This is a genomic window from Glaciimonas sp. Gout2, assembly GCF_035018905.1.
In the GTDB taxonomy this organism is placed as follows: Bacteria; Pseudomonadota; Gammaproteobacteria; order Burkholderiales; family Burkholderiaceae_D; genus Glaciimonas.
Map to the genome: position 1 here is coordinate 1 of NZ_JASJXA010000007.1, position 21,640 is coordinate 21,640.

The window sequence follows — 21,640 nt, forward strand, 5'->3', positions numbered from 1 at the left end:
ATTCTGATTCGGTCTTAAGTCATCTACCTTTTTCATTATTTTGGCGCGCAAGGGTAGCCTCTACCGTGGCAAACCAAATGCAAATCGTGGCAGTCGGTTGGCAGGTTTATCAAATGACCGGCAGTGCATTCGATCTTGGCATCGTCGGACTGGTTCAGTTCCTTCCTGCACTATTTCTGGCGTTGGTCGTGGGCCATGTCGCGGATCGTTATGATCGTCGCCAAATCGCCCGTATCTGTTTATTTATTGAAGGCATCGCCGCTGCCATATTGGCGCTCGGCAGCATTCAAGGATGGCTTTCAAAGGACGCGATTTTCGTCATTGTCTTTATTATCGGTGCCACTCGCGCCTTTGAATCACCCACCATGCAAGCATTAGTGCCCGGCCTGGTTCCCGCGAGACTATTACCACGCGCTGTTGCATGGGCAGCGTCCGCCACGCAAACCGCCGTGATTATCGGCCCTGCACTTGGTGGATTTATTTATGCTCTCGGAGCAAGTGCCGTATACGCCATCAGCAGCGCAGCGTTTATTATCGCAAGCGTATTGGTCAATCGTATACGAATTGAAACCGTTTTACCGAAACGAGAACCGGCAACTTTGACATCGCTATTTGCAGGTATTGCTTTCATCAAGAGTCGTCCAGCTGTTTTGGGCGCTATTTCACTCGACTTATTCGCTGTGCTACTCGGCGGTGCGACCGCTTTATTGCCGATCTTTGCGCATGACATACTCGCGACCGGCCCACTCGGGTTGGGCCTTCTTCGCTCAGCGCCTGCCATTGGTGCACTTTCCGTAGGTTTATATCTGACACGTCGTCCATTAACTAAACGCGTTGGCCGCAGCATGTTTATTGCCGTTGCGATTTTTGGCGTTGCCACTGTCGTTTTTGCCCTTTCCCGCTCCATGGCACTATCACTTGTGGCGTTGGTAATACTGGGAGCATCCGACATGATCAGCGTTGTCGTCCGATCCTCATTTGTCCAGCTTCAAACGCCAGACGCGATGCGGGGAAGGGTCAGTGCGGTCAATTCTGTATTCGTTGGAACCTCAAATCAGCTGGGTGAATTTGAATCAGGTATCACAGCATCATGGGTCGGCCCGGTTCCCGCAGTAATGATCGGTGGTATCGGCACCATTATTGTCGTGGCGCTATGGATTCGATTATTCCCTGAGTTATTTAAGGTTGATCGACTCACCGACCCATCGACCACAACAGAACACGCGCCACCTTCACAGCGCAAGCGAGCATCGAATTGAGTGGTCAAACTGACCTTCGCCACATGGGACGGCATGCATAATGCCCCGCGAAAAATAATCTGCGCCAGCAACGATCATTGGTTACCGCTATACTTTAAGACAACTAATACGCCGCATTAAATTGACCGAAAGCACGTTACAGATCACTACCATCCACAACATAAAGATCAACAGGATTAACGAAAAATCTACTGATGAACGCGATAAGTCTGATCAGTGGGCGCAGCAACGCTAAAGTCACTTTCCATATTCCAGTCAATTTCAACCGTCAAGATCGTGGTTGGCCTACCTTTCAAAGTGGTCATCGCGACAAAGGAACATACAATGCAATATCGCGAGCTGGGAAACACTAACCTAAAAGTAAGCCAGATCACGCTCGGCACGATGACGTGGGGAGAACAGAATACTGAGGCCGAAGCGCATGCTCAAATCGATATGGCGCTTGCGCATGGGGTGAATCTGATCGATGCAGCCGAAATGTATCCAGTACCACCTCGTCCTGAGACACAGGGCTTGACTGAAAACTATCTGGGCACCTGGCTAAAAAATTCTGGCAAACGCGATCAAGTATTGATTGCAACCAAAGCAACCGGTCCGGCACGCAAACCACACAATCCACGACACATCCGCGGCGGCGTCAATAATTTTGATCGTAAAGGTTTGACCGAAGCGCTCAATGGCAGTCTTGAACGGCTGCAAACAGATTATGTCGATCTATACCAATTGCATTGGCCGGATCGTAGCGTAAATTGTTTCGGTCATTTGAATTACACGCACCTTCCGGAGGAAGACACTGTTCCGATTGAGGAGACGCTGACGATCCTTGCTGATTTTATTCAATCTGGCAAAGTCCGTCACATCGGTATTTCGAACGAAACACCTTGGGGAATTGCGCAATTTATTCGCGCTGCCGAAAAATTCGATCTGCCACGTATTGTATCCATTCAAAATCCCTATAGTTTGCTGAACCGCACTTTTGAAATTGGGCATTCCGAATTTTCTTATCGGGAGCAAATTGGCTTGCTGGCTTATTCACCGTTGGCCTTTGGTGTTTTATCTGGAAAATATTTAAACGGTGCGCGTCCTGCCGGTGGGCGTTTGACGGTATTTGAGCGTTTTAGTCGATACACTAACCCGCAAGTTGATCGGGTCGCTGGCGATTACGTTGCGCTTGCACAAAAACACGGTCTCGATCCCGCGCAAATGGCTTTGGCTTTTGTAACGAGTCGCGGTTTTGTCACTAGTAACATCATCGGCGCTACTACGCTGCCGCAATTGCAAAGCAATCTGGACAGTATCAAAGTGACTTTAAGTGAGGAAATTTTGGCGGAAATCGAAGCAATTCATACGCGCCAACCTAATCCGGCACCTTGATGGTTATATGCGTTGTTCATTGCGTTATTGGTTGGGTGGCACACAGCTTTTTTCGTCAATGAATTGTACCGCCATGCTGAAGGCATTTTTTCTGCCTTCAGCACTCCGTCAATAACGCATCAAGCTTACTAAATTGGCGCAAGCAATCTGCTCTATACAAACATCAAACGGATGTTGAATCGGTCTTAACGATAATCGGCGGAGCCATAACCCTTGCCCGCTGAGAGTAGCGTTTTGCCAAAACTGCACAAACCATCAATTGTATTTGGTGAAATAACATCAGCGGCAATACCACCATCCCGACTGTGTGACTGGCAAATAATACGTTCGCCATGGGTATGCCGCTGGCTAAGCTTTTCTTAGAGCCACAAAATACGATAGTGATCTCATCTTCTTTATTAAATCCCAGGCGACGACTGAGAAAAGTCGCTATTGCCAGCATAACAAACAATAACAATGACAATACAACAAGTAATCCAAGCAACGAAATTGCGGGTAACTGCGACCATAATCCTTGTACCACTGCCTCGCTAAATGCGGTGTATACCACTAACAAAATCGATCCCTGATCTACGAACTTCAACAGGGCTTTGTGTTTATCAACCCAAACGCCAATCCAGCGTCGTGCAATTTGACCAGCTACAAACGGCAACAGCAGTTGATAGACGATATTCATAATCGAATCTAACGAACCATGGGATTGGCCATGTGCTACGACGATTAAACCAACCAGAACAGGAGTAAGAAATATCCCGATCAGATTGGATGCCGACGCACTGCACACCGCCGCTGGAACGTTACCCCGGGCGACGGAAGTAAAGGCGATCGAGGATTGGACAGTCGATGGCAAAGTGCACAAAAACAAAATACCCAGATACAAATCTGGCGTCACGAGCGGCAGGAAGATAGGTTTAAATGCCAAACCTAAAAGGGGAAATAAAACGAAACTAAATGCCAATACCGTTAAATGCAAACGCCAGTGCATCGCACCTTCGATCGCCGCTTCGCGCGACAATTTTGCTCCATGAAGAAAAAAGAGCAACCCGATAGCAAATGTCGTCAACATACTAAATCCGTGAGCGACTTCACCTTGAGCAGGTAAAAGACTCGCGATTAGCACGGTCGTGACAAGCATCAGAGTGAAATTATCAGGCAAAAAACGGGGACGAACCATGGTGGGATATGAATGTGATTAAAACGATTAAAAGACGGGCAAAATATTGCAGATAATATTGCATAGCTAAAATGTCGGCATGCAATTACCGGTGCCATGCCGCTAAGCGAGTTGAATGATTTGATCGGCCGGTGGGCTACTTGCCACATTAAGGTCAATATTTTACTCCGCCTCCACCAAACTTGCAGACTAGACATCAACTGGCTTGGGAAAATCGGTTTAAATGGCCCATTACAGCAGGATTAAAACAACAATGGCACCAAGCGGCGCCATTTAGTACATGTTAATACTTACATTTCAATAAAAAACGATAACCGTGGCAGCCAGCACCAGCAGGTGTTGTTAGGTTAACCTAGTGATTTGAGCAAACCCGGCAATTTTCACCATAACCAAAACATCAGCAACCAGGCAAAATTTACCACACCGAGAGCAGCTACTACTGGCGCCATACCAAGTAAGCGTCGCCCTGTTCCTGATGCGTATCGACCAGTTACACGCCATGCCAACCAGACGCTCCACAGCGTGGTAGCAATCAATAGAATCGCCCGCATGTCGTTCGCCCAGAACACGGGTAAATGTTCGGCCCGCAAGAGGCTGATGGTAGTCGCGGATAAGCCCACAAACACACCGCAACCCGCCAGAGGAATCGTAGACTGTACCAAATGATTAAAGCGGCTACGATCCCAATTACCCAACAAACGGGTACTCAAAGCAAACAGCAACGACAAAACGGTCCCCAGCACCAAGCCGGTGGTTAAAATGTAAGCAACTACGAGGCTTCCATCCAACCAACTGAAGACGTCACTTTGGGCAGGATAATTGGTAAATATCCACCACGGTGCATTGGTCGCAAAAGGCCACATGATGTCGCGATCTATTAACCAGGTCGCAATCGCTTGTTTGATCACAATGAACCATGGACTTGCCGACCAGTGGAATGCACCAATCGCTATTCCCATCAGGCCATAAAGTGCTAAAGCACTTTCCCACAGGCTATTTTGCTTTTCGCCCAGAGAGACTATCTCTAATGTCGGAGGACGCCATGTTAATGTGATCGCCTCGCGATGATTGCTACAGCGTCCGCACATATGGCAATCGGCAGCACCCGTCATTGCACGCAAAGGCACCAGCGGTGCACAATTAATGGCAATCGTTTTCTTACCGTGCGTATTGTACGAAGCACGCCAGGCCGCCTCATTAACCTTGTAATGAAAAGGCGCCAATTTTGCCAACAAGCCGAACACACCATTGACAGGGCAAAGGTATTTGCACCAAACGCGCTTTTCCCTACCATAAAGATATCCAACGATAATCGCACCAAAGGTCGAACCGCCCAATACAAGTAGAACCGCCTTGGGATATTGATAGACACTTACCATTTGTCCATAAACCGTCGTGAGCGCAAAAGCCACAAATGGCCATCCACCCCAACGCATCCAGCGTGGAATCGGCTTAAAGAGGCCATGCCGGCTGGCAAATTCAGTCAGTGCACCTTCAGGACATAATACGCCGCACCAGACACGCCCCATCAACACCATACTGATTAACACGAAAGGCCACCATACTCCCCAAAATGCAAACTGCGCAATTAAGGTCAGGTTGGACCAGATGTGCGCCGTTTCATCGGGTAGCGGTAGAAAAATTGGTACCAGAATCAGCAATGCGTAAATGAGAACGACGCCCCATTGGATGCCACGGATGAGCGGTGCATTGAGGCGCATCCACTCGCCGACGCGTGCCAAGCGGGTTGGCGACGTCGGCGATGCAGTTGATGTAGTGCAAGAGCTCATGAGTTTAGGTTGCCAGCTTAGCCTGTGCGGTGCTTTTTGGCGCGGCACGTTTTAAAAACAGTGACACTACCACCCAATAGCCAATGTAGACCAGTAAACTCATCAATGCCGGTTGAGCACGATAGCCGGTTAAGGTGCCAACCAAATTGCCGAAAGTACTGCTGTCATCGAGCAACCATGCGCTATTCCAGATCGGATCGATCAACGTGGGAACAATGTCTAGCGACATCAGGCGCTCAACGCCGGTGAGTAATAATCCCGCCGCCAAAAATAACAGCATGGTTTCGGTCACCTGAAAGAATCGACGCCAGGAAAAAATCTTGCCGCCTAATTGCAGAAGATAGAACGTCAAAACGGCTAGTCCAAACCCGATTATTGCAGCCAATATCAGCATCTGGAGACTGTTATGCTCGCTCTGTTTAATGCCATACAGGAAAATCACCGTCTCGCTACCTTCGCGTGCGATAGCCAACGCCGCCAGTACCGTCACGCCCCACCAGTTAGCAGCCTTTAAGTTGGCTTTCAACGAGGTTTCCATTTCGCGCTTCATCGTACGACCATGTTTGCGCATCCAGTACACCATCTGCACGATCAATACCGCCGCTATCAATACCATCGCTATCTGAAAATAGTCTTGCGAATCTCCTGACAGAATTTCGCTAAAACCCAGCAACGCAGCACCTAGGCCGATCGCCGCAATGATGCCGATGCCGACACCGGCCCACAAATAAGGCAGGCCACGGCGCGTTTCCGCTCCGCCGTTAGCCAACCAAGCGTGTAATATGCCAACCACTAGCAAAGCCTCAACGCTCTCGCGCCAGACGATGAACAAAACTTGACCCATCGCTTAATTCTCCATTACATCGTTAACAAGGTATAAACATTAAACATTTGAGCGATTTCCAGCGCCGCTTCGGTTATGAACCCGACAAAAACTCTCCTATTGAGATTACAAAAAATATCAACTAAAAAACCTGTTTTTTGTCAATTCAATTTAATGGTGTCAGGTTCCGAATAACTTTATTTGGCGACAATCAAGCCCTTTGCACTTAAATGAAAATCATCAAAAAATTTGTACTCACCAGGTGACAGCGGCGCAATCACGATAAATGACTGTGCGCCGGGTCCTAAAACTTTTTCTTTGCGTAACTGAACGCTCTCAAATTCCACCGCGGAAGAGCCGGTGTTGTGCACTTCGATCTTAATTTTCTGACCAGCCGGAACTTCAATTCGCGCCGGGTTTAAGACGCCATCTTTCATCTCCAACCTAAAAGTAGGTAAATCTACAGCGGACGAAAAGCCTGCGGTGCACAGCAAACCAATAGCCAGCACACCACGTAAATTTTGTACAAACATCGATATGACTCCTGATCGGAAAACGTCCACTTGAGGTTACTAAAGAAGCACATGGTGTTACATGCCGATTTAGCAACAGCATTATCTATTAATAGCCGCCCTTTTTACCGACGCCGGCAAAAACGAAATCATTCTTGACCTCAAACGGTTTGAACCAGGCGCTAACGCCGGTTTCCTTATCTACATGCCGACCAAAGTGCGCTGCCGCATTCGCAGACGGCGGTGAGATTTTCATAATCAACGTATATTTACCGGGACCTGCCAACTTGACGTTATCGCCATAATGCGGACCGTCGTTCGCTACCATCGGCATCATGTCGCCTTTGATGACTTCTTTTGATCCCACTTTTGTGAACTGATACGAGATAACCAAATTCGGCATCCAGTCCCCTTCAGCGAAACCATTAGGGTTATCTTTTACGGCACGAATGTCTGCCTCGACATGGATATCTGATAACTCTGCCTTGCGCATCATGCCTTCTGGTTCCATCTTGATAGGCTGCAAATAAACCGCAGCGACTTCAATTCCGTTCATGATTTGCTGTTTGCCGATTGGATATTCCGCAGCTAAGGCGCTATTTGTAAAGCCCGCAGTAAACAACATCGCCAAGGTCAAAAATTTCATATTAGATTTCGCTCCCATTATGTTGCTCTTTCAGAATAGTAAATGATAATGATTATTGTTTGATTGTATCACCGCCATCATAAAACCGCTTCCCCTCAAAGAATATGGCGGTCCATGCGCGCTTACCAATGTGAGGTACTAACGCTATAGCGGCGATTACCCCTTCTTTACCGGACGGGCTTTGACGATTAAAATTTATCCCGATTCAGAAAAATGTAGATTTTTTTAACAATAATGATTCATTCGCAATTTACCCCTTCCAAAATCACGCCACCTCGGCTATAATTTTGTCTTTCGCGGCTGTAGCTCAGCTGGATAGAGTACTTGGCTACGAACCAAGGGGTCGTGGGTTCGATTCCTGCCAGCCGCACCAGTAATACGTTGTGAAATTAAGGGGTTAGCGCTAAAAGCGTTAATCCCCTTTTTTTTGCTTGAGTGACTTTTGAATGGGTCATGTTTTTCATTGAGTGGCTGTTCGTTGCGCCAGTCGAAGACGCAGCGTGCGCATGTCGGCTTTTTTACTCCCTTACTCACTCTTAATTTCTTGCAACGCCTCGTCCATTTCCAGAATTTGAGCAACATTGTAGTGCAAGAACAGAGGTTCCTTTGCGTGCCCGAGAATGGCGTGGATCGTCATCTCCATCGGCGGTCCTTTTTTTTTAGAATCGGGCCTACACTCACGCTGCCAAACGAAAACATGCGTTTTATGCTTGCCGCGCATCGACTCGAGAACTTGTTGAGCGAAATCGCTGCAAACAATCTAATTAGCGTTACATCGAAAAATACTCTGGAGGAGAATGTTAATGGCGAGCAAGAAAGCGCAGACGCGGCTTGATGCATCACGGCAAAAGCGTCCACCATGCCAACGGAACATGATGCGTACATCAGAATAAACTATGGACCAAAATGCATTCACGCACTGTCTAGCTAGTAGGTTCAATTGATCGATTAGAAATAAAGCAGTTGTCGTAAAGCAAAGTGACATGCGGTGGTGCGACTGGGATGCCAACTTTTACTAACGCGATGTCTAGCGCGCCATATAGTGAATCCCCAAAAAACTTCAATAAACTTTTTTTTAAGCGCTATTGAGGATTTCCAAGCCTGCCATTCGATCAAATTGATTCAAAAAAAAGCCCGCATCTCAGCGGGCTTTCAGATACTTTCAACTTTTAAATACCGCCTCAGACGGCATTACTCTTTAGCTAAACAACGCCAAGGTTTGGTCTCACTTTTGTACGCAAAAAAATGGTTAAGATACATTCGGGCCGGGCGGTTAAAACCCACCGAAATTCTAGCTAGCGGTTAGATGAAGATGCCGCCCGAGACTTCGACACGCTGCGCATTTACCCAGCGATTGTCCGCAGAGAGCAAGGCTGCGACAGCCCCGCCGATGTCATCCGGCAAACCGACACGTCCTAGCGCAGTTTGGCTCGCTACAGCCGCATTCATCTCCGCGTTATCACGCACCATGCCACCGCCGAAATCCGTTTCAATCGCGCCCGGCGCCAGCGTATTAACGGCGATACCGCGTGTGCCAAGTTCCTTGGCCATGTACCGCGTCAGCACCTCGACGCCGCCCTTCATTGCAGCATAGGCAGCAAGCCCGGGAAACGTAAAGCGGGTCAGACCGGATGAGATATTTACAATACGACCGCCGTCATTCATCAGCGGCAGCAGTTTCTGCGTCAGGAAAAATGGGCCCTTCAGATGGATATTAAACAGCATGTCGAACTGTTCTTCAGTGGTTTCTGCCAGGCTTGCATGGTAGCCAACACCGGCGTTATTAACGAGAAAATCAAAGCGATCACGCTGCCAAGTAGTCGCCAGCGCAGTCTTTACCGCATCGGCAAACGCCGCAAACGACTTCGCGTCGCCGACATCGAGTTGCAGAGCCAGCGCCCGACGACCTTGCGCCTGAATCTGTTGAACCACAGCTTCTGCCTCAACTTCGTTACCCTTGTAGGTAACGATCACATCAACGCCGCGTTCGGCCAGCTTCAGCGCCGTGTTGCGCCCGAGACCGCGGCTAGCCCCGGTAATAAGCGCTATTGGAGAAGTTTGAATAGTCATTGGGAATCCTTAGTTGTTGAAACAGGTTGCGATAGCTGAACTTTAATCATTTCCTGACCGAGGATAAAGCCATCAAAACTGGTTACACTGTTCTTTTATAAAAACAATCGAGGTCGTGTAGCCATGGATTTTGATGAACTTCGGATCTTTTCAAGAGTCGCCGACTTAGCCAGCTTCAGCCGCGCCGCAGAACAATTGGGGCTGGCGAAGGGACATGTATCGACATCTATCCAACAGCTAGAAGCGCGCCTTGGTACTCGGCTGCTACAACGAACGACGCGTAGCGTGCGCCTGACAGAAGATGGCAAACGCTTTCTTGATCGCTGCAAGGAGTTGCTGATTGAAGCGGAACAACTTCAGGTCATGTTTCAACCCACTTCAGGAGGTCTCACCGGACGACTCAGAATCGACATGCCGAACATCTTCGCCCGCGATGTCATCATTCCGCGTCTGCCAGAATTTCTGAGCGCGCATCCGGGACTAGAAATCGGCATTAGTACAACCGACCGCCGCGTAGATCTGATCCAGGAAGGATTCGACTGCATCTTGCGCGTAGGCGCACTAGAAAACTCCGACCTGGTCGCCCGTCCTATCGGACTGATGCAGATGTCAAACGCGGCTAGTCCAGACTACCTAAGCCAGCACGGCGTGCCTCAGACACTCGCCGATCTGACACAACACCGCATCGTCCACTACACGCCAAATCTGACGTCGAACGATGCGAGATGGGAGTATTTCGATCGTACCAACAACACCTACAAAACATTACCGATGACCGCTGCGGTCTCAGTAAATGGCACCGATGCCTATCAGGCAGCCGCTTTGGCCGGTTTAGGCTTCATTCAGGCACCAACACTTGGCCTCCAGCGATTGGTTGATCAAGGGTCATTAGTTCTCGTACTGCCAGAGTTCACCGCGTGCCCAATGCCAGTTTCACTGCTATATGCCAATCGCCACCAGCTTGCGCCACGCGTTCAGGCTGTAATGCGCTGGCTGACGGACATCCTCACACCTTATTTGATTAAACTGAGGTGACATGCAGTGCCATGTCATCATATTTAGCTTCGTCAATTGAACGTTAAGTTTATGTGTGTTTTAAAGCAGATCTCAGTAATTTAACAGAGCGTTACTCAGCGGGAACGGGCAAAGGAACTGAAGGTCCTTGCAAAAGTGAGCGCATACCGATAAGTCCAAAAATCGGTCCGGGTAACAAGATCCAGGCAACCTTGTTGCCGACTATTGGGTAAGCCGACGTGGTAATTAGAATCGCGAAGGTTGTGAGTAGAAATCCCAGACTGTTTTGAATTGCCAACGCACTGCCAACCAATCCCGGTGGACAAGCCTTAACTGACATCGCCGAGAACTGCGGCGAGTCGGCGACCACTGCCAAGCCCCACAAGAGCATTAATGCCAGCTTCCAGAAAACTGGCAAAGTTTGTAAAAATGGAAACAGCAGGCATATCGCCCCCGATGTTGCCAACGCCCACCATGCCACGCGCGCACTTCCCACTCTTTCGCTGAGTAAGCCACCGGCGATGCACCCAATCGCACCGATGCCAATTACCGCAAATGCCCAACCTGAAATACTGTGATACGGCAGTGTTCCCGGGGATGACAGCACATCCAAAAGCAGAACAGGCACCAGAGTCCAGAACGCATATAACTCCCACATATGGCCAAAGTAGCCGAAGGCAGATGCCCGAAATTCTTTTACTCGGAATGCATCCATGACGTTACCGATCGAGCTTGATGCGTGGGTACGCCGCTGAAGGTGCGGACCATCGCCCAGCCAGCCAACCATCAACGCGCCGACAAGTGCCAATGCGGAGGATGTCAGAATAACCGTTTGCCACGAAACCATTCCGCCAACCATCCGTATTCCATGCGGCAATGCCGTGCCCAGCGTTAACATGCCCACTAGCAGGCCAAGACTTCGGCCGGCGCTTTGCGGACTCCAGCTGACGACGAGTTTCATTCCCAACGGATATATTCCGGCTAGAGACAAACCGACGACGAATCGAAACCACAAGGCGCTTTCCAGCCCGGTACTCAAAAGTGCAAAGAGGCCGTTGAAGACTGCGCCGAGGATGCAACAGACCGCAAATATCTTACTCGCGGCGAAGCGATCCGCAAAACCCGTAAAAGCAAAAATCAACGTCCCAACAATAAAGCCGACTTGAACAGCGTTGGTTAACCAACCGATATCTGCTGCACTTAATCCCCAGAGGCGCATTAAATCGTCTGCCGCACTGTTCGCACTAAACCAGAGCGATGTACCGAATAGTTGCGCCAGGACGATAGTGGTGATCGGCTTGTTCATGTAGACTGTGCTTCCGCAAAGCGGGCATCACGCCATGCGATCGCTGCCCGCATGCCACGATCTCGCGCGATGTCCATGAATGCGCGTTTGTCCGGCGAACCCTTCGACTCAATGGCGTGATCAATGTCCAGCGCTTCTTTCAACGCACTCTGCATTCCTTGAAGTTCATAGGTCCGATTCAGCGCCTTTTTTGTTTGACTGACAAGGACCGGATCCACCAATGCAATCCCGCGAGCAATGCTGAGTCCCGTCTCGACATGCGCACCTTGCGGAACTATACGGCTGATAAATCCCATACGAAGTGCATCTTGAGCACTGATTCTGTCTGCGCCGGTAAAAATGATATCCTTTGCATGCTTCGGCCCTGTCATCCAAGGCAACAACATCGTAACGATCCCCGCACCGAATTTCAGTTCAGGCTCACCAAAAATAGCATCTTCGGCAGCGATTGTAATATCGCAAGACAGTGCTATTTCAAACGCGCCGGCCATGCATGCGCCATGAACGGCGGCGATAGTCGGCTTAGGACTATTCCAGAAACGCATCGTGGTATTGAAGTCGAGATCGAGAATATCACGCCAGATTTTTGACCCTTGCGGTTGGCTTTCCATTTGGGCCTTTAAATCGAAGCCAGATGAAAAGGCACGGCCAGATCCGCTCACCAGGATAACGCGCACAGTCTCGTCAGACTCAGCACGATCGACGGCATCGTTAATCTCATGCAGCATCGTTTTATCTAACGCATTCAGGCGTTCGGGCCGGTTAAAGATGATGTGTGCGATACCGTCTTGGGACGTATATTGGATCGTAGTGAAGTCAGACATAATGGTCCTTTAATGTTCGCGTTAAACCCGGGTCGCTGCTGAGGCCGATGCGATGGCACCGGATTGGATCATCATCTTGAGCTGCCCTCTATCCGCCTTGCCAGTGCGTCCTAACGGCAGCTCATCAGATATGTAATAAGTATCGGGCTGCTTGAATTTTTCTACTCGGCTTTCAAGGTATTTTTTTAAAGACGCAATGTCAAGTGACGTACCAGTTCGGGGTACCACCAGAACGTGAATACGTTCACCGAGAACGGTATCCGCAATCCCCACGGCCATGGCGGCCGAAATATCGGGGTGAGAGCATAACAGTTGCTCCAATTCTCCTGGCGTAACCTTGTTCCCTCCGCGACTAATTATTTCCTTGCTTCGCCCCATGAGTTCAACCACCGAGCTGTCTATCAGGCGCGCCAGGTCGCCGGTTTTCAACCAGCCATCCGACAGGGCCGTGGTCGTAAGCTCTGGCTCATCAAGATAGCCGATCATCAAATAGGGACTGTGTATTTGTAGCTCTCCCAAAGTGCCCGATAGAACCGGTGCATCATAAGCATCAACTATGCGGAAACTAACGTTGGGCGACGGGCGGCCGATGCAGCCCGGATATTTCGCATAATCTTCCGGGAAAGAAAAAAAGTCACAGGTCGCCGTTTCGGTCAATCCGTAAATATCGATCAGGTCCGTACCCGAAAAGCGTTGTCTGATGGTAGACGCAAGCGAATGACCCAGTGATTCTCCACCAATTAAAATCTGGCGCAATTTATCTTGCGCAACTACTCGATCAATTTCTGATAGTAATCCTGAATCAGAAAACAGAACACGCATCATTGTCGGCACCATCCCGACACGCGTGATGTTGTTATCGACCAGCGTTCCCAGGAAGGTTGTTGGGTCAAATTTTTCAGCCATGACTAGCGTGCCGCCCCGCATCAATGTCAGCAAACTTATCCAGAGACCAAAGCTGAAAGTAATATTCAATACCAGCAACGTATTCTCGTAGGGTTGGAAATTAAGTAAGCTATCGATCTGCTGAATCTTGCCGTAAAACGCATCATGCGAGACCACTACTCCTTTCGGCGTACCGGTGGATCCCGAGGTAAATATAATGAATGCGGCATTCTCCAACAACGGCCTGTCAGGCGGGCGTGTCATTGTGATCATAGTTACTACGCTTGCGGGGTTGGCGGCGGCTGCTTGCATGTCAATCATCAATCGTGCCTTGGTTTTATCCAGAACCTTGGCTGCCACTGCTGCCGGCGTGGTGCGATGCACTGGAACCACGACCCCGCCCGCATTCCATACCCCTAACAATGCCGCTATATCTAGTGGATGATTCGACACGTGGACATGCACAGGCTCATTGGGCCTGATCCCAATGTTGCGAAGCGCATGTGATACGCGCTCCGCCTCGTACGCCAGCGCCGTATATGACAGCGAACCATGCGTTCCAGTGAGCGCGACAGCATCGTCAAACCTGCCGCACGCATTCTTCAGCGCATTTCCCAAGCCCATGTTTAATTTTATTTGCACAGCAGTCTCCATCCAGTTTTTTTGAGCGGTTTTACATCATTACGTTACCTTCGCAATGATCAGACAGCGTTCACATCAACTAGTACACGTCCTTTGAGTTTGCCGCCCAGCATGTCTTCCGCCGCACTCTTGACCTCGGTCAATGGCACTGTCGCCGCCGTAATACCATTTAACACTTCCAATGGCAGATCGTTGACGATACGCTGCCATGCACTAACGCGATCTTTGGTTGGCAGCATCACGGAGTCAACGCCGATCAACTTTACACTACGCAGAATGAACGGCATAACGGTTGTGGGCAGATCAGCACCGCCAGCGAGACCGCACGCAGCAACAACGCCGCCATAGTGCATTTCCGCCAGAACGCGCGCCAACACTTTAGAGCCGACAGTGTCGATCGCCGCGGCCCACCGTTGCGCTTCCAAGGCACGTGGAGCCTCACTCCACTCCAGTCCGTCCGCAAATGCGGTTGCACCAAGATGTTTTACGTAAGTGTGTTTGTCGGGATCGCCAGTGAGTGCAGTAACCGAATAACCAAGATTTGTGAGAATGGCGACCGCTACACTCCCTACTCCCCCCGCAGCACCAGTGACCAGCACTGGCCCGCTTTGCAGCGTGATATTGGCCGCTTCCAGCGCGTTAACGCAGAGCATTGCGGTAAAACCAGCGGTACCAATCATCATCGCCTGTCGCGTAGTCAGCCCTTCCGGTAGCGGGACCAACCATTCGCTTTTGACACGCTGGTACTGACTGTAACCGCCCCAATATTTTTCACCGACACTCCATCCTGTCAGTACCACTCTGGTCCCCGGCTGGTATTGCGGGTTGCTGGATTCAACGACAGTACCCGCAAAGTCGACTCCAGGCACCATTGGCCAAGTACGCACAATCTTGCCCTTACCGGTGACCGCCAGTGCATCTTTGTAATTCAGCGTGGAATAGTCAACTTTGACCAACGTATCTTCATCAGGCAGCGCATCCAGAGTCAGTGTTTCAATTGACGCATTGGTTTTCTTGTCTTCTTCGCGAAGAACCAGAGCTTGAAATTTGTTTTGCGACATGAGAGTCTCCTTAATTTTTAATGGGATTTACCCCGAAAAAAAGGCGGATGCAGGTGAACCTACGCAACAACCGCCACTATATTCAACTTGCTAGTCGAGTAGTCAAATATTTACCTGGGCGGAGTTCGACTTCAACACAAGCAGTTGCACTCGCCCATTTTTTTACGTCACTTTATAGTGTGCATTGATCGAACGGCAGCGGCCTAATGTGGAAAAAAAAGTAATGTGCCGCCCATTACTGCGCACATAATGAAAAAAGCGACCACGGTATAACCCATGACACGCCCCATCCCCACACCGGCAATTGCCAGCAGCGGAATGACCCACATAGGCTGAATCATGTCGGCGGCGCTCTCGCCGAGTGCGACTGCAATTGCCACCGCACCCTGCGCAACATGCAGATGCTCTGCAGCCGCTACCACAAACGGCGCCTGGACCACCCAGTGACCACCCGCGCTCGGTATAAACATACTAATGATCACGGACGATACAAAACTCCAAAATGGCAGCGTTTGCGTCGTTGAAAAACTAATGAACCATTGGGCGATGACGTCCGCCAATCCGGTGGCCGACATGATCCCCATAATTCCGCCGTAAATTGGGAACTGCAGCAAAATCGGTCCTGTCACTCGCGCCGCATTATTTACGGCACGTACATAAGCCTTTGGCGTCCAATGCATCAACAACCCAAGCAACAGAAATATGAGAACCAACATGTTCAAATCCATCGCAAATGCACCCTCTGATATTTTCAGCCCGATGTATGCCAGTCCAAGCCCTACCAGCGCAAGATTAAGTATCCAGGCATGGTCAAGCATTCCGGCGATGGTATGCGATACGCTTTCTTCCGGGATCACGGCATCTTCAGCCTTAAGACGAGCCGGGTCTGCTGCAATCGTCTCCGCATCGCTTGGCATCATCGCGCAAAATACAAGAGGAAGAATGATCGCCAGAATAATCAAAGGTAGGTAAATTAACGGAGAAAATAAAAACTCCTTAATCGGAAGCACGTTTCCAGTGATTTTTTCTATCACGTTGAGAGGCGAACCCTTGCTGGCACTCACCAGCGCGATCGAGCTCGAAATGCCACATACATAGAATGACCAGCCAGCATACGCGGCGGCTACCAACCAGGCAAAATCTACACGCATACGTTTTGCTATTTCCCGCGCAAATAGCGCCGAGACAACCAGGCCAACAGCCCAATTCAAAAGGCCGGCCGTCATTGAAACCAGGAATGTCAGGGTCATCGCCCCTTGTTTTGTAGTCGGGATCTGTGCAATTGTTTTAAGAAGACTTGCAACCGGTTTGGAGGTGGACAGGGCGTGACCGGTGACCAGTGTCAGTGCAACAAGAAAGGCAAAGCTAGCGATTTTGAAGACACCGTCGACCCAGCTTGTCAATATTTGGGGAACTGAGGCGTGCGGCGCTAAAAAATAAGCCAAAGCGCACGTGAGCATTGTCAACAAAATGGCAATGACAAACGGATCAGGCATGATCCGCTCGACAATCATTACGCAAAGTCTTGCAAACCGCTGCAGTGCGGCGCTAAGAAATCCATCACCGTCTCGCCTCGACGGGATGTCCGAAATTGTTTTTTCCACCACTTGTCTCCTTAATATTTATAAATGGACATTTTTACTCAAACTTGACGAACCTGTTTGAGCTAGTAACCGATAGTTCGCTTCTAACGAGCAAATTAAAATCAGCCACTCGGCGTATTTATACCGAGTAATAACTGACTGGTCAACTATATCTTTTGAAAGTCGTTTGTAGAAAAAATTTAGAAATGCTATCAAGGGTGTATGGCGCATCTAGTCTGAGATTTAAGCTATTTCCAATAACGGATTTACCAATTTTTCTTATTTAGTTGACCAGTCAGTTATAAACTATTATGATTCCTGAAGAAATATTTGATGTTCGAATCGCTAGGTATTGCGTGGGCACCTTACTAGGGTGAATGAATAGAACCTAGTCTTGAAAATCGAAGAGCGATTCGACGTCTTTAACGCAGAAAAAACAAATGTGGAGTCCTTATCGGATTTGATTACGAAAATCATGCCTACATTTTGCGCTTAACCGTTCATCCAATCGCTCACCTCAGCATCTCCAACCGGAATCACAAATGGCTAAAAATACAGTCGCATCTGCCCCTCGCGATAAAGGAAAACGCGCCGAACTCATTCGTATTGGGGTCGAGATCTTTACGGAAAAAGGTTTTCACAATACACCGCTCGATGAAGTCGTTAAAGCTGCTGGCGTTCCGAAAGGGTCGTTTTATTACTACTTCGAAAACAAAGAAACCTACACGCTTGCAGTGATCGATGGGTATGCCGATTATTTTGCGCACAAACTTGATCGCATATTGATGGACACTTCAATTCAACCTTTAGACCGTATCAAGGCTTTTACATTAGATGCTACAGCAGGAATGGCGCGATTTAACTTCAGGCGAGGTTGCCTGATCGGAAATTTGGGTCAGGAGTTGGCCGCATTGGACGATAAATTTCGCCTCGCTCTCCTTAGCGTACTGACGGATTGGCGTCAACGTATTCAAGCCTGTCTTGACGAGGCAAAAGCAGCAGGTCATCTAAGGGCTGATGCCAACAGTGAGGCACTTGCGCGCTATTTCTGGATCGTTTGGGAGGGAGCTGTGCTTTGCTCGAAACTTGAGAAATCCAGCGCACCTCTAGACGATGCAAGCAATGCTTTCATTGAATACCTAAAGCATTTACAACCGAGTGAATCCCATAACGGAACGAGTTGAAGCAGACGCGATAGCCTGACTGAAGCCAAAATGCATCGAGAGACGTTTTTGATGCATTTGGCTAACAATACTAAATATCAACGCAACGGCAAATGCCGGAAATGGAAGACAACCTAGCCCATCGAGAATCAAAAAAGTGATAGAGCACCGATCTTTGTGCCCGTAACAAAAAGTCGCACCCGTGCTTTACATCTCGCCAGTTGCACAAATACAACATACGTTCCCCATTCTTCATCATCAAAAATTGCTCCAACGATAATGTCGCTTTCAATTCCCTGTGAAAATTTCCACGACTCAATGAGATCCTGATTACGCCTAATCAATAGTAGAAACCCATCCGATTATCAAAGGCGTGGTGTTTAGATAAGGTAAAACGCAGCACTGCTATATCTGAAGTGGTAAATCTCCAAACGCGGCATCAAACACGTATTCACCGGACGTCCATTAATGCGGGGACTATTTATCCTACAAGCGAAACGCCACCTCCAAGCAGGGCGACGATTTCAGATAAGGATGACTTTTCACGAGATTGGCCGTACAGCAAACTGCCTGACAAAATATAGCAAAGTCGCGGAAGTTTTGCCTGAAGACTAATGAGGGACAGGTTGCGAAGATGCGCAAGGAAGATGCGTCTTTATCTTTTCTATTCGTAATACCCTGAGAATTTGAATGTACTGGCTGTGTGACAAAAAAACGAAGATGATTCGCTGACTGTTTCTTTGCCCCATTCCATTCTACAATAGGAATACGCGCCGTCATTTTGCATGTTGCTGTGACTTATTGGGGTGCCTTAGATCAAGAATTCTGCCAGGCTTAAAAGAAGGCAGAATTACACTATTAACTTTTGAACTAATGGATTAATACAGCACAAATAGCAGCATAGTTAATGCATCAACGACGAGGAGGATAAAGATCGCGGCCAACCTCATTAATTTGCTGACGCAAGGCGCGTCGCTCATCAGGTGACAAACGCCCACGCGGAACTGGCTGACCCGAATCTCTGTTGGCACGTTCGTTTTGCCATTCCTGATTGCGATTGCTGTCGTGTTGCGGTTCGTACTGGCGGGAAGAGCGTTGTGGCGACGGCTCTTCACGCTCACGATCTGACCGCGCAGTTGCCCCCGCCATTGCAGCAAGCAACAACAAACAAAGACTCATTTTTCGGAACATCATATTCATAACGTTTTCTTCTGTGAATGCAGGATAACGGTTAAGATTTACCCGCCACAGCTTAAGTGTAAGCCCCCTCACTTTTTGTCATAAGAGGTATTTGGTAAAGTTTGTAACACTTTGTAATCCACGCCCTTCCTGTATATTTTTAATGTGCACTGACGTTACCATACGACTATGAATACTCACAACACCCCTACCCAAACAGCTAACGCCCACCAGTATAAAATTCTTGTGGTCGATGATGACATCCGCCTACGAGATTTATTGCGCCGCTATTTGACCGAGCAAGGCTTTCAGGTGGTCACGGCAGAGAATGCACAGGCAATGAATAAATTGTGGATACGTGAGCGCTACGATCTATTGGTGCTTGATCTCATGCTACCGGGCGAAGATGGACTCGCGATTTGTCGCCGGCTGCGTGGTGCTGGAGACCAGACGCCGATCATTATGCTGACGGCAAAAGGGGAAGACGTAGATCGGATTGTAGGCCTTGAAATGGGCGCGGACGATTACTTGCCAAAGCCTTTTAATCCCCGCGAGCTGGTGGCCCGCATTGGTGCGGTGTTGCGACGCAAAGGTCCGGATGAATTGCCTGGCGCACCATCAGAGACGCCACAATCGTTTGAATTTGGTGAATTTGTTCTTGATCTGGGAACACGTTCCCTCAAGAAAAGCGGCGAATCTGTGCCACTTACAACGGGTGAATTTTCTGTCCTTAAGGTTTTTGCGCGCCATGCGCGTCAGCCATTGTCGCGTGAAAAATTAATGGAGTTAGCGCGCGGCCGTGAATACGAAGTATTTGATCGAAGTCTTGATGTGCAGATTTCGCGACTACGCAAATTAATTGAGCCTGATCCCGCTAATCCGCTATACATCCAAACTGTGTGGGGACTTGGCTACGTCTTTATTCCAGAAGGTCAACCGCGCTGAATGACCAATTCATGAGCACGCTATGACCACACCACAACGCTTGGCGTGGCTAAAAAGCGGCCTTCTCTGGCGCACCTTCTTTTTAATGGCATTCCTCATCACCATCAGTATGGTGGTGTGGGTTGCCAGTTTTCGCATTGTAGAACGTGGTCCCCGAGCACAGCAATTAGCGGCCCAAATCATTTCGGTCGTTACTATCACGCGGGCGGCTCTCACGCACTCCGCACCGGATTTGCGCCGCGAGCTGCTATTTGATCTCGCCAGCAATGAAGGCATACGCATCTATCCACTCGAAGAAAACGACAAGATTGAGCCACCGCCAGATAGTGCCGTGATGCCAGAACTGGAAGCCGAAGTACGAGCACGCCTCGGCAACGATACAAAATTTTCTGCCAGCGTCAATGATATCGGTGGTTTTTGGGTCAGCTTCACTATTGATGAGGATCAATACTGGCTGATGCTGGATCGTGATCGCGTTGAACGCAGCTCCGGTTTTCAGTGGTTTCAATGGGCGACCGCTGCCATGCTGTTGTCGCTATTGGGTGCGATGTTTGTCTCGGCATTGATCAATCAACCGCTGGCACGCCTTACCGCCGCCACGCGCGCGGTCGCCAAGGGTGAACAACCCGACCGTTTGCCAGAAACTGGTCCTACAGAAATCGAAGAAGCGAATCGTAGCTTTAATCAAATGGTTGATGATTTGCAGCGCGTCGATGCCGATCGGGCCATCATTTTGGCCGGTATCTCGCATGATTTACGAACGCCAATCTCGCGCATGTTACTGGAAGTTGAAATGGCGCATTTATCAGATGAAGCGCGAATCGGCATGCAATCGGATCTGGCACAGATGGACGGCATTATTGGTCAATTTCTGGATTATGCTAAACCAACTGACGTCAGTAGTTTTACCATTATTGACATGACCAATTTTCTCCATGACGTGGAGCAAAATGCCGCGCGTCATACCGATATCGAAATCCATTCCAGGGTTTCCGAGAATCTTTATATTCAGGGAAACGAAACTGAAATACGTCGGGTCTTTACCAACCTGATTGAAAATGCGCGTCGTTATGGAAAGTCCAACGGAACTGACATAGCGGTGATCGATGTCACTGCCATGCTTCAGCATGACAAAGTACTGATCGATATTTCGGATCGCGGCCCCGGCGTTCCCGAGGCTGAAATGGAACGACTACTCAGACCATTTACACGTCTCGATACCGCACGCGGCCAAGCCAATGGATCGGGATTAGGGTTAGCAATCGTGAATCGCGTTATCAAACGTCACGACGGCAAATTGCACCTATACAATCGAAGCGGTGGCGGTTTGTCGGTACAAATCATCCTTCCATTCGTCAAAAACGGCGGCAAATAGCGTTTTCGAAAAAAT

18 protein-coding genes and 1 tRNA gene are annotated in these 21,640 nt (G+C 49.1%); 7 read left to right on the forward strand and 12 right to left on the reverse strand.

The window, feature by feature from the left end; all coding sequences use genetic code 11:
• Both QN379_RS06910 and QN379_RS06915 read left to right on the forward strand, forming a co-directional pair.
• Positions 1-1,259: MFS transporter (locus QN379_RS06910; protein WP_323506326.1), on the forward strand; the 1,259-nt coding region annotated here is incomplete at its 5' end.
• Between the two features lie 324 nt (positions 1,260-1,583).
• On the forward strand, positions 1,584-2,633 hold the full coding sequence (locus tag QN379_RS06915) for an NADP(H)-dependent aldo-keto reductase (protein ID WP_322238052.1): 1,050 nt from the start codon (positions 1,584-1,586) through the stop codon (positions 2,631-2,633).
• Between the two features lie 163 nt (positions 2,634-2,796).
• Here the strand turns inward: QN379_RS06915 and QN379_RS06920 are convergent, their stop codons facing one another.
• From QN379_RS06920 to QN379_RS06940, 5 genes are all read right to left on the reverse strand, one after another.
• Positions 2,797-3,807, reverse strand: a complete 1,011-nt coding sequence (locus tag QN379_RS06920; RefSeq protein ID WP_322238051.1) for a bile acid:sodium symporter family protein — start codon at positions 3,805-3,807, stop codon at positions 2,797-2,799.
• A gap of 380 nt (positions 3,808-4,187) precedes the next feature.
• Positions 4,188-5,528, reverse strand: a complete 1,341-nt coding sequence (locus tag QN379_RS06925; protein ID WP_322240623.1) for a 4Fe-4S binding protein — start codon at positions 5,526-5,528, stop codon at positions 4,188-4,190.
• A 73-nt stretch (positions 5,529-5,601) separates the two neighbouring features.
• Complete coding sequence (locus QN379_RS06930; RefSeq protein WP_322238050.1) at positions 5,602-6,441, reverse strand: FTR1 family iron permease; 840 nt, start codon at positions 6,439-6,441, stop codon at positions 5,602-5,604.
• A 176-nt stretch (positions 6,442-6,617) separates the two neighbouring features.
• Positions 6,618-6,953 carry a cupredoxin domain-containing protein gene (locus QN379_RS06935; protein WP_322238048.1) on the reverse strand — a complete coding sequence of 112 codons (336 nt, stop codon included), beginning with the start codon at positions 6,951-6,953 and terminating at the stop codon, positions 6,618-6,620.
• An 88-nt stretch (positions 6,954-7,041) separates the two neighbouring features.
• Positions 7,042-7,578 carry an iron transporter gene (locus QN379_RS06940; protein ID WP_322238046.1) on the reverse strand — a complete coding sequence of 179 codons (537 nt, stop codon included), beginning with the start codon at positions 7,576-7,578 and terminating at the stop codon, positions 7,042-7,044.
• A 296-nt stretch (positions 7,579-7,874) separates the two neighbouring features.
• On the opposite strand from QN379_RS06940, the gene QN379_RS06945 reads away from it, so the two are divergent.
• Positions 7,875-7,951, forward strand: a tRNA-Arg gene (locus QN379_RS06945).
• Positions 7,952-8,880: 929 nt separating this feature from the next.
• On the opposite strand, the gene QN379_RS06950 is transcribed toward QN379_RS06945, so the two are convergent.
• The gene (locus tag QN379_RS06950; protein ID WP_322238044.1) at positions 8,881-9,648 is read right to left on the reverse strand and encodes an SDR family NAD(P)-dependent oxidoreductase; all 768 of its coding nucleotides are present in this window, start codon (positions 9,646-9,648) and stop codon (positions 8,881-8,883) included.
• A 123-nt stretch (positions 9,649-9,771) separates the two neighbouring features.
• Here QN379_RS06950 and QN379_RS06955 point away from each other — a divergent pair, with 123 nt between their 5' ends.
• Positions 9,772-10,683, forward strand: coding sequence for a LysR family transcriptional regulator (locus QN379_RS06955; RefSeq protein WP_323506327.1), 912 nt, complete (start codon positions 9,772-9,774; stop codon positions 10,681-10,683).
• 91 nt (positions 10,684-10,774) lie between these two features.
• Here the strand turns inward: QN379_RS06955 and QN379_RS06960 are convergent, their stop codons facing one another.
• From QN379_RS06960 to QN379_RS06980, 5 genes are all read right to left on the reverse strand, one after another.
• The gene (locus QN379_RS06960; protein ID WP_323506328.1) at positions 10,775-11,968 is read right to left on the reverse strand and encodes an MFS transporter; all 1,194 of its coding nucleotides are present in this window, start codon (positions 11,966-11,968) and stop codon (positions 10,775-10,777) included.
• Entirely contained in the window at positions 11,965-12,792 is an 828-nt protein-coding gene (locus tag QN379_RS06965; protein WP_323506329.1) for an enoyl-CoA hydratase/isomerase family protein, read from the reverse strand. Before QN379_RS06965 ends, QN379_RS06960 begins: the two co-directional genes overlap by 4 nt.
• Positions 12,793-12,813: 21 nt before the next feature.
• Positions 12,814-14,319: a class I adenylate-forming enzyme family protein gene (locus QN379_RS06970; RefSeq protein WP_323506330.1), complete on the reverse strand. Its 1,506-nt coding sequence runs from the start codon at positions 14,317-14,319 to the stop codon at positions 12,814-12,816.
• Between the two features lie 59 nt (positions 14,320-14,378).
• Complete coding sequence (locus QN379_RS06975) at positions 14,379-15,380, reverse strand: MDR family oxidoreductase (protein ID WP_323506331.1); 1,002 nt, start codon at positions 15,378-15,380, stop codon at positions 14,379-14,381.
• A 203-nt stretch (positions 15,381-15,583) separates the two neighbouring features.
• Entirely contained in the window at positions 15,584-16,984 is a 1,401-nt protein-coding gene (locus QN379_RS06980) for a TIGR00366 family protein (protein WP_323506332.1), read from the reverse strand.
• A 521-nt stretch (positions 16,985-17,505) separates the two neighbouring features.
• On the opposite strand from QN379_RS06980, the gene QN379_RS06985 reads away from it, so the two are divergent.
• Positions 17,506-18,147, forward strand: coding sequence for a TetR/AcrR family transcriptional regulator (locus tag QN379_RS06985; protein ID WP_322238033.1), 642 nt, complete (start codon positions 17,506-17,508; stop codon positions 18,145-18,147).
• An 891-nt stretch (positions 18,148-19,038) separates the two neighbouring features.
• On the opposite strand, the gene QN379_RS06990 is transcribed toward QN379_RS06985, so the two are convergent.
• Positions 19,039-19,326, reverse strand: a complete 288-nt coding sequence (locus tag QN379_RS06990) for a hypothetical protein (RefSeq protein WP_322238031.1) — start codon at positions 19,324-19,326, stop codon at positions 19,039-19,041.
• A gap of 168 nt (positions 19,327-19,494) precedes the next feature.
• Here QN379_RS06990 and ompR point away from each other — a divergent pair, with 168 nt between their 5' ends.
• Together ompR and QN379_RS07000 are read left to right on the forward strand one after the other, a co-directional pair.
• Entirely contained in the window at positions 19,495-20,250 is a 756-nt protein-coding gene (ompR, locus tag QN379_RS06995; protein WP_205321144.1) for a two-component system response regulator OmpR, read from the forward strand.
• Positions 20,251-20,272: 22 nt separating this feature from the next.
• Positions 20,273-21,625, forward strand: a complete 1,353-nt coding sequence (locus QN379_RS07000) for an ATP-binding protein (protein WP_322238029.1) — start codon at positions 20,273-20,275, stop codon at positions 21,623-21,625.
• Positions 21,626-21,640 lie beyond the last annotated feature (15 nt).

Bases quoted from the DNA above. Each gene is read 5' to 3' on its own strand.
- QN379_RS06915 (WP_322238052.1), top strand. From the start codon at position 1,584: ATGCAATATCGCGAGCTGGGAAACACTAACCTAAAAGTAAGCCAGATC.
- QN379_RS06920 (WP_322238051.1), bottom strand. From the start codon at position 3,807: ATGGTTCGTCCCCGTTTTTTGCCTGATAATTTCACTCTGATGCTTGTC.
- QN379_RS06925 (WP_322240623.1), bottom strand. From the start codon at position 5,528: ATGCGCCTCAATGCACCGCTCATCCGTGGCATCCAATGGGGCGTCGTT.
- QN379_RS06930 (WP_322238050.1), bottom strand. From the start codon at position 6,441: ATGGGTCAAGTTTTGTTCATCGTCTGGCGCGAGAGCGTTGAGGCTTTG.
- QN379_RS06935 (WP_322238048.1), bottom strand. From the start codon at position 6,953: ATGTTTGTACAAAATTTACGTGGTGTGCTGGCTATTGGTTTGCTGTGC.
- QN379_RS06940 (WP_322238046.1), bottom strand. From the start codon at position 7,578: ATGAAATTTTTGACCTTGGCGATGTTGTTTACTGCGGGCTTTACAAAT.
- QN379_RS06950 (WP_322238044.1), bottom strand. From the start codon at position 9,648: ATGACTATTCAAACTTCTCCAATAGCGCTTATTACCGGGGCTAGCCGC.
- QN379_RS06955 (WP_323506327.1), top strand. From the start codon at position 9,772: ATGGATTTTGATGAACTTCGGATCTTTTCAAGAGTCGCCGACTTAGCC.
- QN379_RS06960 (WP_323506328.1), bottom strand. From the start codon at position 11,968: ATGAACAAGCCGATCACCACTATCGTCCTGGCGCAACTATTCGGTACA.
- QN379_RS06965 (WP_323506329.1), bottom strand. From the start codon at position 12,792: ATGTCTGACTTCACTACGATCCAATATACGTCCCAAGACGGTATCGCA.
- QN379_RS06975 (WP_323506331.1), bottom strand. From the start codon at position 15,380: ATGTCGCAAAACAAATTTCAAGCTCTGGTTCTTCGCGAAGAAGACAAG.
- QN379_RS06985 (WP_322238033.1), top strand. From the start codon at position 17,506: ATGGCTAAAAATACAGTCGCATCTGCCCCTCGCGATAAAGGAAAACGC.
- QN379_RS06990 (WP_322238031.1), bottom strand. From the start codon at position 19,326: ATGAATATGATGTTCCGAAAAATGAGTCTTTGTTTGTTGTTGCTTGCT.
- ompR (WP_205321144.1), top strand. From the start codon at position 19,495: ATGAATACTCACAACACCCCTACCCAAACAGCTAACGCCCACCAGTAT.
- QN379_RS07000 (WP_322238029.1), top strand. From the start codon at position 20,273: ATGACCACACCACAACGCTTGGCGTGGCTAAAAAGCGGCCTTCTCTGG.